The organism is Nonomuraea antimicrobica (genome assembly GCF_039536965.1).
GTDB lineage: Bacteria > Actinomycetota > Actinomycetes > Streptosporangiales > Streptosporangiaceae > Nonomuraea > Nonomuraea antimicrobica.
On record NZ_BAAAZP010000086.1, the window covers coordinates 47,677 to 60,540 of the forward strand.

General features: G+C 72.3%; 13 protein-coding genes. 8 read left to right on the plus strand and 5 right to left on the minus strand.

The genetic code is table 11. The features are described 5' to 3' along the window. Positions 1 to 43: 43 nt before the first annotated feature. Positions 44 to 1,153: a M24 family metallopeptidase gene (locus ABD844_RS22635; RefSeq protein WP_344881209.1), complete on the minus strand. Its 1,110-nt coding sequence runs from the start codon at positions 1,151 to 1,153 to the stop codon at positions 44 to 46. Between the two features lie 143 nt (positions 1,154 to 1,296). On the opposite strand from ABD844_RS22635, the gene ABD844_RS22640 reads away from it, so the two are divergent. Then, on the plus strand, positions 1,297 to 2,496 hold the full coding sequence (locus ABD844_RS22640) for a PP2C family protein-serine/threonine phosphatase (protein WP_344881211.1): 1,200 nt from the start codon (positions 1,297 to 1,299) through the stop codon (positions 2,494 to 2,496). 5 nt (positions 2,497 to 2,501) lie between these two features. Further along, positions 2,502 to 3,395 (plus strand): 5'-3' exonuclease, encoded by an 894-nt coding sequence (locus ABD844_RS22645; RefSeq protein ID WP_344881245.1) that lies wholly within the window; start codon positions 2,502 to 2,504, stop codon positions 3,393 to 3,395. An 87-nt stretch (positions 3,396 to 3,482) separates the two neighbouring features. Here ABD844_RS22645 and menD read toward each other — a convergent pair whose 3' ends face one another. Continuing rightward, on the minus strand, positions 3,483 to 5,144 hold the full coding sequence (gene menD, locus ABD844_RS22650; protein WP_344881215.1) for a 2-succinyl-5-enolpyruvyl-6-hydroxy-3-cyclohexene-1-carboxylic-acid synthase: 1,662 nt from the start codon (positions 5,142 to 5,144) through the stop codon (positions 3,483 to 3,485). Positions 5,145 to 5,572: 428 nt separating this feature from the next. Between menD and ABD844_RS22655 the strand changes: the two genes are divergently transcribed. The 3 genes from ABD844_RS22655 to ABD844_RS22665 all read left to right on the plus strand — a co-directional run bounded on the left by ABD844_RS22655 (position 5,573) and on the right by ABD844_RS22665 (position 8,689). Next, on the plus strand, positions 5,573 to 6,724 hold the full coding sequence (locus ABD844_RS22655; protein WP_344881218.1) for an AMP-binding protein: 1,152 nt from the start codon (positions 5,573 to 5,575) through the stop codon (positions 6,722 to 6,724). Positions 6,725 to 6,767: 43 nt separating this feature from the next. Next, a complete protein-coding gene (locus ABD844_RS22660) occupies positions 6,768 to 7,124 on the plus strand; it encodes a hypothetical protein (RefSeq protein WP_344881221.1) in 357 nt (118 codons plus the stop codon). A 179-nt stretch (positions 7,125 to 7,303) separates the two neighbouring features. Then, positions 7,304 to 8,689, plus strand: coding sequence for an RNA polymerase sigma factor (locus ABD844_RS22665; protein WP_344881224.1), 1,386 nt, complete (start codon positions 7,304 to 7,306; stop codon positions 8,687 to 8,689). Between the two features lie 762 nt (positions 8,690 to 9,451). On the opposite strand, the gene ABD844_RS22670 is transcribed toward ABD844_RS22665, so the two are convergent. Further along, positions 9,452 to 9,829 carry a hypothetical protein gene (locus tag ABD844_RS22670; protein WP_344881227.1) on the minus strand — a complete coding sequence of 126 codons (378 nt, stop codon included), beginning with the start codon at positions 9,827 to 9,829 and terminating at the stop codon, positions 9,452 to 9,454. Positions 9,830 to 9,965: 136 nt separating this feature from the next. On the opposite strand from ABD844_RS22670, the gene ABD844_RS22675 reads away from it, so the two are divergent. Next, positions 9,966 to 10,526 (plus strand): TetR/AcrR family transcriptional regulator C-terminal domain-containing protein, encoded by a 561-nt coding sequence (locus ABD844_RS22675; protein WP_344881230.1) that lies wholly within the window; start codon positions 9,966 to 9,968, stop codon positions 10,524 to 10,526. 202 nt (positions 10,527 to 10,728) lie between these two features. Beyond that, the gene (locus ABD844_RS22680) at positions 10,729 to 10,920 is read left to right on the plus strand and encodes a DUF5999 family protein (protein WP_344881233.1); all 192 of its coding nucleotides are present in this window, start codon (positions 10,729 to 10,731) and stop codon (positions 10,918 to 10,920) included. A gap of 259 nt (positions 10,921 to 11,179) precedes the next feature. On the opposite strand, the gene ABD844_RS22685 is transcribed toward ABD844_RS22680, so the two are convergent. Further along, positions 11,180 to 11,770, minus strand: a complete 591-nt coding sequence (locus tag ABD844_RS22685) for an alpha/beta hydrolase family protein (RefSeq protein WP_344881248.1) — start codon at positions 11,768 to 11,770, stop codon at positions 11,180 to 11,182. Positions 11,771 to 11,852: 82 nt separating this feature from the next. Here ABD844_RS22685 and ABD844_RS22690 point away from each other — a divergent pair, with 82 nt between their 5' ends. Then, on the plus strand, positions 11,853 to 12,203 hold the full coding sequence (locus ABD844_RS22690; RefSeq protein WP_344881236.1) for a hypothetical protein: 351 nt from the start codon (positions 11,853 to 11,855) through the stop codon (positions 12,201 to 12,203). A 28-nt stretch (positions 12,204 to 12,231) separates the two neighbouring features. Here ABD844_RS22690 and ABD844_RS22695 read toward each other — a convergent pair. Beyond that, the coding region (locus ABD844_RS22695) for a tetratricopeptide repeat protein (protein ID WP_344881239.1) at positions 12,232 to 12,864 on the minus strand (633 nt) is incomplete at its 5' end.

Here is a 12,864-nt window from a genome sequence, read left to right on the forward strand (position 1 = left end):
GCGACTGTGTCACACCGGCACCCCGCCAGGGGCGGGGCCGCGATCAGACGATCACGAGTTCGCGCGGCGTGTGGTTGAGCCGCTCGGCGCCGTCCTCGGTGCAGACCACGATGTCCTCGATCCTGGCCCCGTGGCGGCCCGCCAGGTAGATGCCCGGCTCCACCGAGAACGCGAACCCGGTCTCCATGGCCTCCCCGTTCCCCGCCACGATGTACGGCTCCTCGTGCGTCTCGATGCCGATCCCGTGGCCGGTGCGGTGGATGAAGTGGTCGCCGTACCCGGCCTCGGCGATGACGTCGCGGGCGGCGGCGTCGATCGACTCGCACGACACACCGGGCCGCACCGCCCGGCAGGCCGCGTCCTGGGCCCTGCGCAGCACCTCGTAGTAGGCGGCGAACTCGGCCGGCGGCTCGCCCACGCTGTAGGTCCGGGTGGAGTCGGAGCAGTAGCCGTTGTGCAGTTGCCCGCCGATGTCCACCACGACCGGCTCACCGGCCTGGATGACCCGGTCGGACACGTCGTGGTGCGGGCTGGCGCCGTTCGGGCCGGCGGCGACGATCACGAAGTCGACGGTCTCGTGCCCGGAGGCCAGGATCGCCTCGGCGAGGTCGCGGCCCACCTCGCGCTCGGTGCGCCCGGCCCGCAGCAGGTCGGGCACCTGCCGGTGCACCGCGTCGATCGCCTCTCCGGCCTGCCGCAACGCCGCCACCTCGGCGGGCGACTTGCGCATCCGCAGCTCCCGCAGCACGCTTCCGGCCAGCACCTGCCCGGCCTTCGGCAGCACCTCGCGGAAGCGCAGCGACGCCATGGCCCACATGCGGTCGGCCAGGCCCACCTTGGCCACCTGGCCGAGCCGGGCCGCCGCGATCGCGTACGGGTCGTCGGTCTCGTCCCATGCCACGAACTCCAGACCCAGTCGCGCGGCCGGCGACGCCTGGGCGGCGGGCAGCTCCAGGCGGGGCACCATCATGTACGCCTCGCCGGAGGCGGGCACCACGAGGCACGTCAGCCGTTCCTGCGGCTTGGCGTCGTAACCGCTGACATAGCGCAGGTCGGGGCCCGGGGTGAGCAGCAGGGCGTCGAGGCCGGCCTTGGCGGTGGCCTCCTGGGCGGCGGCGAGCCGGGACACGGGGTACAGATCAGAGGACGTCACAGCCGACAATCTACTCGGACCACCCGTCCTAAAATCCGCGGAAAGGTCTCACCACGCCGCAAGCCCGCACTACACACCGTTCACGATCGATCACGTATTGTGGGGCCAATTGTCCAGTTCCACTGCGCTTCGAGAGTGAGACCATGGTCGACGTCATAGGCGCAGCCGAGCTGCTCGGGCACGAGGGCGAGGCCGAGATCCTCGCCGTACGGCTGGCACACGCCCAGCGGCTCGGCAACATGGGCTGGGCGGAGTGGCACCTGCACTCCGGCGAGACGATCTGGTCCGACCAGGTGTACGTGATCTTCGGCCGCGACCCGGGCGACGGCCCGATCGCCCTGCCCGACCTGGCCGAGCACGTCGAGCCGGGTGACGTGGCCACGCTCGACCGCCTGCTGTGGTCGGTGGTGCAGGGCGTCGAGCCGGTGCAGGCCGAGTTCCGCATCCGCCGGGGCGCCGGCTCCTGCGACCTGCGTGACCTGCGCGTCGTGCTCGAACCACTGGCCGGGCCCGGCGGCACGATCGGCATGCACGGCGTCATCCAGGACATCACCGGACGCCGCCGGGCCGAGCGCATGGTGACGGAGTCGCGCCGCCAGCTCCTGGAGGCCCGCGAGCAGGCCGCCGAGGAACGCCACGTGATGCTGGCCCTGCGCGAGGCCATCCTGCCCGAGCCGGCCGGCTGTCTCGACCTGCCGCACACCCGGGTCGCGGTGCGCTACGTCCCGGCCGAGAAGACCGCGAACCTGGGCGGCGACTGGTTCGAGGCCGCGCCCTCCCCCGACGGGCGCCTGCTGCTGGCCATCGGCGACGTCTCCGGCCACGGCCTGCCCGCGATCTCCCGCATGGCCCAGCTCCGCCACGCCCTCGTCGGCCTGGCGATGACCGGGCAGGCCGGCAACCGGCTGCTCGACTGGCTGAACGAGCTGGTCATGCACCAGCTCAAGGACACCACCGCCACCGCGATCATCGGGCACCTGGACCCCGAGACGCGCGTGTTCGCCTGGGGCCAGGCCGGGAACCTGGCGCCGATCCTGGTGCGCGACGGGGTGGCCAGCCAGCTCGTCAAGCCCAGGGGCGTGCTGCTGGGGGCCGCGTCCGGCAGCCCGTACGAGCTGGCCACCACCCGGCTGCAGCCCGGCGACCTGCTGCTGCTGTTCACCGACGGGCTGGTCGAGCGGCGCACCCGCGACATCGACGTCGGCCTCGACCTGACCCTGGCCGCCGCCCGCCGCATCCGCGGCCACGACCTCGACGCCGGTCTCGACCGCCTGCTCACCGACATCGGCGGCCCCAACCCGGAGGACGACGCGTGCCTGCTGGCGGTGGGCATACTGGCCTAGTGCTGATGCTCCTGGACACCCCGTCGCTCTACTTCCGCGCCTTCTACGGCGTGCCCGAGTCGATCAAGGCTCCCGACGGCTCGCCCGTCAACGCGGTACGCGGCCTCATCGACATGATCGCCACCCTCGTGCGCGGGCACTCCCCCGACGAGCTGGTGGCCACCATGGACGCCGACTGGCGGCCCGCGTTCCGGGTCGCGGCGATCCCGACGTACAAGGCGCACCGCGTCGCGCACGGCGACATCGAGGAGGTGCCCGAGGCGCTCGTCCCGCAGATCGCGGTCATCCACGAGGTGCTCGACGCCCTCGGCATCGCCCGCCTGGAGTCGCCCGGCTACGAGGCCGACGACGTGATCGGCACGCTCACCCACCGGGCCGGCGGCGCGGTCGACATCGTGACCGGCGACCGCGACCTGTTCCAGCTCGTCGACGACTCCCGCCCGGTCCGCGTCCTGTACACCGCGCGCGGCATCCGCAACCTGCAGATCGTGGACGAGGCGTTCGTCACCGGCAAGTACGGCATCCCCGGCCGCGCCTACGCCGACTTCGCCACCCTGCGCGGCGACCCCAGCGACGGCCTGCCCGGCGTGCCCGGGGTCGGCGAGAAGACCGCCGCCGCCCTGATCACCCGGTTCGGCTCTCTGGGGGCGCTGCTCGACGCCCTCGACGCGGGCGCCACCGAGGGCTTCGCCGCCGGGGCGCGCACCCGTCTGGCCGCCGCCCGCGACTACCTGCGCGCCGCCCCCGCCGTGGTGGAGGTGGCCCCCGACGCGCCGCTGCCCGCCGCCGACCTCACACTGCCGGACAAGCCCCGCTCCCCCGAGGCCCTGGTCGCCCTGGCGGACCGCTACGGCCTCGACGGCCCGCTCAACCGCCTCATGGACGCGCTGAAGGGCTGAGCCACCCGGAAGCTTCGCGGGCCTGAAGGGCTGATTCGCCCGGACGCTTCGCGGGGCTGACGACCCGCCGCCCGGTCGCGGAGGGCCTCAGACGGTCATGAGGGCCCGTACGGCGTCCTGGGCGGCGTCGCGCAGCCGGGCGTGCACGAGCGCGTTCTCCTCCCGGTCCGTACGCACCTCCACCACCCGCGGCCCCTCCCCGCGCAGCGCCTTGGGCAGGTCGCCGACGTCCCCCACCAGCGTGTACGGCGTCGCCGTCGCCGCCGCCAGATAGCCCAGGTCCACCCCGTGGGGCGTCCCGAAGACCCGCTCGAACGGGTCGCGCACCGCCGACTGCGGCAGCAGCGAGAAGATGCCGCCGCCGTCGTTGTTGACCACCACGAGGCACAGGTCGGGCCGCGGCTCCCTGGGCCCGAGGATGAGCCCGTTCTGGTCGTGCAGGAACGACAGGTCGCCGATCAGCGCGTACGAGGGGCCGTTGTGCGCCAGCGCCGCCCCCATCGCCGTGGAGACGATCCCGTCGATGCCCGAAGCGCCCCGGTTGGCCATCAGCCGGATGCCGCGCCTGGGCCGCATCGCCTGGTCGAGGTCCCGGATCGGCATGGACGACCCGCAGAACAGCAGCGCCCCGTTCGGCAGCGCGTCGACCAGGTCTCTGGCCACGCGCGGCTCGCTGGTGCCCGACACGTCGAGCACCTCGTCCAGCGCCGCTCTGACCGCCTGGTCGGCCTGCCGCCAGTCGTGCAGCCAGGTGTCGTCGCCCGAGGCCACCGGGATCTCCACGGCCTGCGCCACCTGGGTGGCCGAGCGGGTCGGGTCGGGCCAGCGGTCGAGGTCGGGGGCCACCACGATGTGCTCACCGGCCCGCCTGAGCCACGACAGCAGTGGCCGCGACAGCCCGGGACGCCCCAGCGTGACCACCACGTCGGGCCGGTGCGCGTCGGCGAACTCCGGCGTGCCCAGCAGGTGGTGGTAGGTCGAGATGGCGTGGTCGCCGTAGCGGGCGCCGCCGTTCGGCTCCGACAGCACCGGCCAGCCCGCCATGCCCGCCGCGGCCACGTAGCGGCGCACGTTGGCGGCCCCGTCGCCGACCACGAGGACGCCGCGCCTGGTGGGCGGGATGTGCAGGGCGATCGGCGGGGGCGCCACCCTGGTGCGTACCCACGGGCCGCCGGCGCCGCCGTCGAGCGGCTCGCACCAGGTGGCGTCGCCGTCGGGGATCAGCGGCTCCCTGAAGGCGAGGTTGAGGTGCACGGGGCCGGGGTTGCCCGCGCCGGCCGCGCGCTGGTAGGCGCGGGCGGCCAGCGAACGCCAGTAGGCGACCTGGCCGGGACGTTCCTCAGGCACGCCGACCTCGGCGAACCAGCGGATCGCGGTGCCGTACAGCTTGACCTGGTCGATCGTCTGGTTGGCGCCGGTGCCGCGCAGCTCGGGCGGGCGGTCGGCGGTCAGGACCAGCAGCGGCACGCCCGACTCGCCGGCCTCGATGACGGCCGGGTGGAAGTTGGCGGTCGCGGTGCCGGAGGAGCAGATCAGCGCGACCGGCCGTTCGGACCGCTTGGCCAGCCCCAGCGCCAGGAACGACGCGGAACGCTCGTCGATGCGCACGTGCAGGCGCACCCGCGACTCGGCGTGCAGCGCCAGCGCCAGCGGGGCGGAGCGGGAGCCGGGGGCCAGCACCACGTCGGTCAGGCCGCAGCGCACCAGCTCGTCGACCAGTACGGTGGCCAGCGCGGTAGCGGGGTTCAACGTGACGCCTCCTGCATCCGGCGAAGCCACTGGGGAGATTCAATCTCAAATGCCGACAAATGCTGAAAATTCACTACGGGGCGCCGGTCGGGAGGCGGAAAGGGCTCGCCCCGCCCCGCCGGGCCGCCCAGCAGCACCCCTTCCCCGGCGGCCCGCCCCCGGAACCACGCGCGCGCGGGGAGCGCCCGAACCACGGGAGTCACACGAGACGCGGAAACCGCAAAAGACACGACGGCCCCAGACGGCATGCGAGCCACAGAAGGCACACAAGCCACGAAGGTCACGGGAGCCGCAGGAGGCACCGAAGCCACAGAGGGCACGCGAGCCGAAGGCGGCACGCAAGTCACGGGAGCCATGCGAGCCATGGGGGAACGCCTCACGACCCTCCCTGCGCCGCTGTCCGACCTGTCGCCATTAACCTTACGAGCATGTGGAGGAACCCGTCGCATCCGGACCGTCCGCTGCACGCCATTGTGCAGCCTCCGGGCCCCGCCCTGTTCACGGCGATCCGCGACGCGCTCACGGGCGACGGCCCCGCGGTGCTCCCACTGTCTCCCGGCCACTCCGCCGCCACCGCCCTGGCCGCCCTGCGCCCCACCCACGTCGACGGCGAGCCGCGCAGCGACGGCGCCGGCGTCCCCGGCGACGTGGCGGTCGTGATCGCCACCAGCGGCAGCACCGGAGCCCCCAAGGGCGTGCTGCTCTCGGCCACCGCCCTGCGCGCCTCGGCCGCGGCCTCGCTGCGCCGCGTGGAGGCGTCCAAGGGCGAGCGCTGGCTGTGCTGCCTGCCCGTCTCCCACGTCTCCGGCCTGCAGGTCCTGGTACGCGCCCTGCTGTCGGAGAGCGACCCGATCATCCACCCCGCCTTCGACCCGCACGCGGTCCTGGCCTCCGGCGCCCACCACGTCTCCCTGGTGCCCACCCAGCTCCACCGGCTGGTCGAGCTGGGCGCGGACCTCTCGGTGTTCCGTACGATCCTGCTCGGCGGCGCCGCGCCCCGGCCCGGGCTGGTCGAACAGGCGCGCGACCTCGGCGCCAGGGTCGTGACGACGTACGGGATGAGCGAGACGTCCGGCGGCTGCGTCTACGACGGCCGGCCCCTCCACCACGTGGAGCTCAAGATCGGCGCGGACGGCCTGATCCGCGTCGCGGGCCCGGTGCTGTTCAGCGGCTACCGCTTCGACGACCCGCCCGCCCCGCTCGACGGCGACTGGTTCGTCACCTCCGACCTGGGCGAGCTGAGCGGCGGCCGGCTGCGCGTGCTCGGCCGGGCCGACGACGTGATCATCACCGGCGGCGAGAAGGTGGTGGCGGGGTCCGTGGCCGGCGTCCTGGGCACCCATCCCGAGATCGCCGACGCGGCCGTGATCGGCGTGCCCGACCCCGAGTGGGGCGAACTGGTCACCGCCGTCGTGGTCCCCGCCGACCCCGACACGCCCCTCACGCTTCCGCAATTGCGGGCATACTGCCGCGATAGGCTGCCTACTTACGCCGCCCCGCGCGGGCTGCGGCTCGTCTCCCGGTTGCCACTGCTGCCCAACGGCAAGACCGACCTGGTCCGGCTGAAGGCAGGAACCTGACGAGTTGCCGCTGCGTCATAGTGGGGAGAAGGAGGGAGCCTTCATGAACCAGACCCGCAAGATGTGGGCATCCGCGGCCGTCGTCGGCGTCATCGTCGTCGGCGGCGCCTCGGTCGCGGCGGCTGCCTCGGCGGGAAAGCTCGACGAGGTCGCGAGGGAGACCCGAGCAGAGGTGGAGAAGGCGCCACTGTCCGGCCAGTCACCGCAGCAGCAGACGCCGAGCCCCAATCAGGGCGATGACGACGGATTCGTGGTCTCCAAGGAGGTCAACCCCGATCCGGACGCGGTCGTCGACTACTGGACGGACCATCGCATGGAAGACGCCCAGCCGATGCCGATGCCCGAGGTGTCGCCCGGCGACTACGCGGTCGGGTCGGGCGATGTCGAGGTGCGGGAATAGGACGTGTCCCGGGGCGGTTCAGCTCTTGTAGGGCGGATCCGCCCCTTTTTCATCTCGCATGGACACCCGGGAACAAATGACGGCGATGGGCGTTATTGATACTGGTGCGCCGTGCGGACGCGAAGCCGCCCACCACAACCTGCCTGATCGCTTCCACTCCGTACGGAGGAGGTGTCCTCATGCCCAGAACCGCCGTGGCGACCCCACCCGCGACTCTCGACCAACTCATTGAACGAGGGCGAGCCCAGGGTCACCTTTCTCTGGCGGAGCTGCGTGACGCATTCGCGAGGGCCGGTATCAGCCCCTCTGAAGGCCGCACTATCTTGCGTGAGCTGTCGGAGACCGGCGTGAGCCTGGCCGCCGAGAACAAGCCGTCTCTCAGCACCACCGCCCCCAAGAAGAACACCCCGAAAAAGGAGACTTCCGCCAGGAAGGACTCGCGGGCAAAGACTACCCGCCGCAAGGCGGGCGAGGCAAAAACCTCCACTGTGTCCGTGTCGTCGTCCGTGTCGTCCCCCGTGGCGAGCGAGGCGGCCAGGGCGGTCACGCCGCCCGAGCCCAAGCCGGAGCACATGGAGGACGTCCCCGACGACCTCGCCGTCACCGCCGCCGACGACGCCGAGGACGAGCCGATCGACCTCGACGACACCCAGTCCGTCATGGGTGACTCGGTGCACACCTACCTCAAGTCCATCGGCCGCCGCACGCTGCTCACCGCGGCGCAGGAGGTGGAGCTGGCCAGGCGCATCGAGGCCGGGCTCTACGCCGAGTACAAGCTGGACAGCCAGCCCGACCTCTCGTCAGCCGTCCAGGACGAGCTGCGCCTGGTGGTCGAGGACGGCAAGGAGGCCAAGGACCACATGCTGGAGGCCAACCTCCGCCTGGTGGTCTCGGTGGCCAAGAAGTACACCGATCGCGGCATGTCCCTGCTGGACGTCGTCCAGGAGGGCAACCTGGGGCTCATCAGGGCCGTGGAGAAGTTCGACTACACCAAGGGCTTCAAGTTCTCCACGTACGCCATGTGGTGGATCAGGCAGGCCATCCAGCGCGGGTTCGCCGACTCGGCCCGTACGATCCGGCTGCCCGTGCACGTGCTGGAGATGCTCTCCAAGCTGTCGCGGGTCGAGCGTGACATGCACCAGCGGCTGGGCCGCGAGCCCACGCCGGAAGAGCTGGCCGTCGAGCTCGACAAGACGCCCGACCAGATCGAGGAGCTGCTGCGCACGAGCCGGCAGCCGATCTCGCTCAACGCGACGATCGGCGAGGACGGCGAGACCACGATCGGCGACCTCATCGAGGACGTCGACTCCCCCGAGGCGTCGGAGATCGTCGACCGCCAGCTCCTGGGCGACCAGCTCAGGGGCGTGCTCGACAACCTCTCGCCGCGGGAGTCGAAGATCATGGCCCTGCGCTTCGGCCTGGTGGACGGCAAGCCGCACACGCTCGACGAGATCGGCAAGCACCTCGGGCTGACCCGGGAGCGGATCAGGCAGCTCGAGAAGGAGTCGCTGTCCAAGCTCCGCCACCCGAGCAACACGCGCCCGCTGCTCGACTGGGCGAGCTAGCGGTACGGCGGATTCAAGGGGTCGTCGCAACACCGCGATCAGCGTCGAGAAGCACAGCGAGACGCCCGGCTGGGCTGCCCCCAGCCGGGCGTCTTTCGCCGTTCGGCATGGACGCCCTCGACTTGGGCTGCCTGCGATGATCGGACTGTCAGGGTCGAATCGCCTACGGCCCCGGGCGCATCCGTCACAGGGGCGAATACCCCATGTTGATGGCCTGCGCAAGGTTGAGGACGACTGCGAGTAGCGTGTGAACAGACGAAGCCCGGCCGCCTTAGTGATCTTGACCTTGGCTGCTTGTCCCATGCTGAGCAGCGCCGCGGGCCCGCCTGACTGCCGTATGGATCCCCTCACAGACGCTGAACACCTTGCTGCGGTGGAGTCGATCTGGCCTGCGGACCGGTCATTGGTGGAGCATCGCGTCGCACCCACCCCGACACCGTCCTCGACGGAGTTCGCCCGCGATGTGAAGGCGGGGACTGTGGCTCCGATCGGTGTGGAGATCGTGGAACCTGCGGGGTGCCCGGAGATCAGGGATCCGTGACCCCCTCGCTTGATGCCGCGGACACGGACCGAGACCTTCTCCCGCACGCGGTCGGCGAAGTGGATCCGCTCGCCTTCCCGCAAGCGGCGAGACGCACCAGAAGGGGGCACCCCCGGTCGGCCGACCGACGACGCCCCCTTCTTTTTGACTTGTTCGGCGCACAGGCCGGCCAGCCGGGCTGATCAGACAGGGTGGCCAGGCGGGCCGGTCAGCCGGACTGGTCAGACGATGGTGGGGACGGGACGGGGAAGGCGCGGGATGCCCCACATCCGGTTGTCCTCGCGCATCGTGCGCAGCCGCTCGACCTCGGCCGTCCACATGGACCCGGCCGGCGTGGCCTTCGCCTTGCGGCGGGCGATGCGGTCGTCATAGGACTTCACGCCGAACGTGGCCCGCTGCCCGGCCTCGGCGGCCCGCAGCGCCTCGGTCAGCGCCTGGTCGAACGCCCGGCCGGCGCCCAGCAGCTCGATCTCGTCGGCGGTGGCGGCCCGCAGGTCGCGCAGCGTCCGCTCGGCCTGCCTGGCCTTGTCGAGCATCTCGGGGAAGCTCTTGGAGATCTCCTGGTCCGCGTGGTAGCGGACCTCTGCCTCCCGGCTCACCCGCGGACGGAAAAACGCCATCGGCCCGGCCCTTCCAAACTGTCGGCACTCGTTCAACGGCCAAGGTTACGCCGTCCGGCGACACGGGCGGAAATCGCCCCGGGCCCGACGCCCTTTACATAGTAAGATGATCACCATGCCCGCCAAGAGACCGCCGGTCCCCCTGTCCCACGAGCGCATCATCGAGGCCGCGCTCCACATCGCCGACAGCCAGGGCCTGCGGCGGCTCACCATGCGCCGGCTCGGCGACGCGCTGCAGGTGGAGGCCATGGCCATCTACCACCACCTGCCCCGCGGCAAGGAGGCGCTGATGGACGCCCTGGCCGAGCACGTCACCACCGTCCACGTCGAGCAGGGTCCCACCTGGCAGGAGACGGCCAGGGCGTGGTGCCGGGCGGGCAGGGAGCTGCTGCGCGAGCACCCGGGCGTGCTGGCCCTGGCGCTGACCAAGCCGCCCAAGGGGGCCACGGCCCTGGCCATCAGGGAGCAGACGGAGCAGCTCGCCGACGGAGGGCTGGGCGACGCCGCCGACGCCGTACGCGCGCTGCGGGCGTTCGTGTTCGGCAGCGTGGCCGTCGAGGTGCAGCAGTCAGGGTGGGCCGATCCGGAGGTTGACGAGTGGGTCAGGCGAGACGAAAGAGCCGATGTGGACTTCGAGCGCGGACTCGACGCTCTGCTCAAGGGATTGCAAACGTGATGCGCGTGTCGCGCTTGGACCGTTATCCTGCATAAGGCACGCTGTGTCGAAGGTCACACGTCCGGGGACCCTCCTGTAACAGTTCTCACGAACTTATGTCGGAAAGCGTGACACACGTCGCATACTTGCCAGTAGAACAACCCGAGCCACGCTCCCGCCCCTCCACAACGGGAGCATCCCACGAGATATCGGAGGCACGCCGATGTGCCCGCACGACCCGGCCTGTCCGGCTGCCGAGGCGCCCGACCGCGAAGCGGCGCGCACCCTCGCCTGCCACCCCGAACAAGGGTGGAGCCTGCTCTGCAACGGCGTCGTCCTGTTCGATGACACCGGCGAGCTCCTTCCCAGCGGCACCGTCATCGCCCCGCACCGGCCCGTGGTCGGCGCGGCCTGATCGCCAGCACACCCCACCGGGACGCCTTGCGGGCCTCCGGCCCCGGCCTCCCGGCCCACCGGCGCCGACCTGAGCGCCCCCGCGGCGCCTCCTCGGCGCCGCCCACAGGCCCCGGCATCTCCTCAGCGCCCTCCACAGGCGCCAACCGCAGCGCCACTCACCGGGCCACTCACTGGGCCATTCTCAGCGCCACTCACTGGGCCATTCGCTGGGCCACTTACTGGGCCACCCGCTGGGCCCCGGCCGCCACACGCCGGGCCTACGCGTAGCGGACGATCCACTCCGCGACGACCTCGCCCACCCGGGCGGGGTCACGCTTGAGATCGTGCCCCTCCCCCGGCAGTACCACCAGCCGCGCCGCGTCCGCCGCGTCGGGCACGCCGAACGGATCGCGATCCCCGTTCACCACCAGCACGTCGACCCCGGCCCCGCGCAGCTCGTCGGCCCTGGAACGCTCCGGCTTCCCCGGCGGGTGCAGCGGGAAGGCCAGCGCCACCACCGCCGCCGCCCCGACCGCCTTGGCCGTACGGCAGGCCACCCGGGCCCCGTTGCTCCGCCCGCCCTGCACGAGGGCCGGCCCTGGCCGCAGCGCGCGCACCTCGTCGAGAACGATCTCCCACGCCTCGTCCTGCCTGGCCGCCGAGCCGGGCGCCCGCGCCCCCGCCACCCGGAACGCCTGCGTCACCCTCACCACCGTGACCCCCACCGCGAGCGCCGCCGCGCGCACGGCCAGCAGGTCGGGAGCGTCGACTCCCCCGGCCGAGCCGTGCGTCAGGACCAGCAGCAGCCGCGGGTCGGCGACGTCGTCGATCTCGACCAGCGCCGGCCCTCTCGGGGTCATCACCTGCATGGCAGCACCGTACCTGGGGAGGATCCGGGCCTGGCCCTCAGGGCGGATGACGGCGCGGCGCACACCGGGGATGATGAGATCCATGCCAGACAAACGCCTCCGGGACGACCTGCAGGCCACCTTCGACGCACGCCGCGACCTGGGCCCGGACTACGAAGCCGCGCTCATCGACTCGTTCGTCGAGCGCCTCGACGCCACGATCACCCATCGGGTGCGGGCCGAGCTGGACCAGCACGGCGCCCTCCCGGCTCCCAAGCGGCGGCGGCAGAGCGGCCATCCGATGGTCCCGATCGCGCTCGGCTCGCTCGCCATCGGCGTGCCGCTGACCGCCATCGCGGCCGACGGCGCGGGGCCCGCTGGGCTGCTGGTGACGTGGCTGGCCATCGTGGTCGTCAACATCGCGGCCGCCATGGCCACGATGCGCCGCCCCTAGGAGCCCTGCGACAGGGCCAACGGGCCGGTCAGACCTCGCGGTGGTAGCGCAGCCGCACCTCGGCGGCCAGGGTCTCGTCCTCGTGCTCCAGCCCGTACGTCCAGACCCGGCCGGCGTCCTCGTCCCTCCCCCGCAGCGGCAGCGTACGGGCGAGCAGCTCGATGGCCAGCGCCCCGGTCCGCGGATCCGCCCCGGCCTCCACGCTCTCGGCGAACTCCGCGCAGGCGAGTTCCAGGTGCGCGATGCCGAGCCGCACGCGCAGACCGGGCACCTCGTCCCCCGGGGCGAACTCCAGGGCGTCCAGCAGCACCTCGGCGGCCGCTCCCGGCTCCCCGTGCTCCAGCAGCAGCTCGGCCAGTTGCTGGGCGGCGTGCGCGCCGATCTGGTCGTCGCCCGCCTCCAGCCCGGCGCGGATGGCCGAGCGCAGCTCCTTCTCGGCCTCGTCGAGGTGACCGGCCTCCGGGTCGTCCGTCTCCATGGCCAGCCGGGCCAGCGCGAGATGGGCCAGCGGCACGTACGCGGCCGTGCCGACCCCCAGCACGGCCTGCCAGGCGGCCCTGGCCTGCTCGGCGCGCCCTTCCCGCTCGAAGCCCTGGGCCAGGTGGCAGGCGGCCTGGGCGGCGTATTCCGGGTGGCCGGTGGCCAGGGCCGCCCGCGCGGC

Coding starts and splice junctions, on each gene's coding strand:
- ABD844_RS22655 (WP_344881218.1), top strand. CDS start 5,573: ATGTGGAGGAACCCGTCGCATCCGGACCGTCCGCTGCACGCCATTGTG.
- ABD844_RS22690 (WP_344881236.1), top strand. CDS start 11,853: ATGCCAGACAAACGCCTCCGGGACGACCTGCAGGCCACCTTCGACGCA.
- ABD844_RS22680 (WP_344881233.1), top strand. CDS start 10,729: ATGTGCCCGCACGACCCGGCCTGTCCGGCTGCCGAGGCGCCCGACCGC.
- ABD844_RS22675 (WP_344881230.1), top strand. CDS start 9,966: ATGCCCGCCAAGAGACCGCCGGTCCCCCTGTCCCACGAGCGCATCATC.
- ABD844_RS22660 (WP_344881221.1), top strand. CDS start 6,768: ATGAACCAGACCCGCAAGATGTGGGCATCCGCGGCCGTCGTCGGCGTC.
- ABD844_RS22665 (WP_344881224.1), top strand. CDS start 7,304: ATGCCCAGAACCGCCGTGGCGACCCCACCCGCGACTCTCGACCAACTC.
- ABD844_RS22645 (WP_344881245.1), top strand. CDS start 2,502: ATGCTCCTGGACACCCCGTCGCTCTACTTCCGCGCCTTCTACGGCGTG.
- ABD844_RS22685 (WP_344881248.1), bottom strand. CDS start 11,770: ATGCAGGTGATGACCCCGAGAGGGCCGGCGCTGGTCGAGATCGACGAC.
- ABD844_RS22640 (WP_344881211.1), top strand. CDS start 1,297: ATGGTCGACGTCATAGGCGCAGCCGAGCTGCTCGGGCACGAGGGCGAG.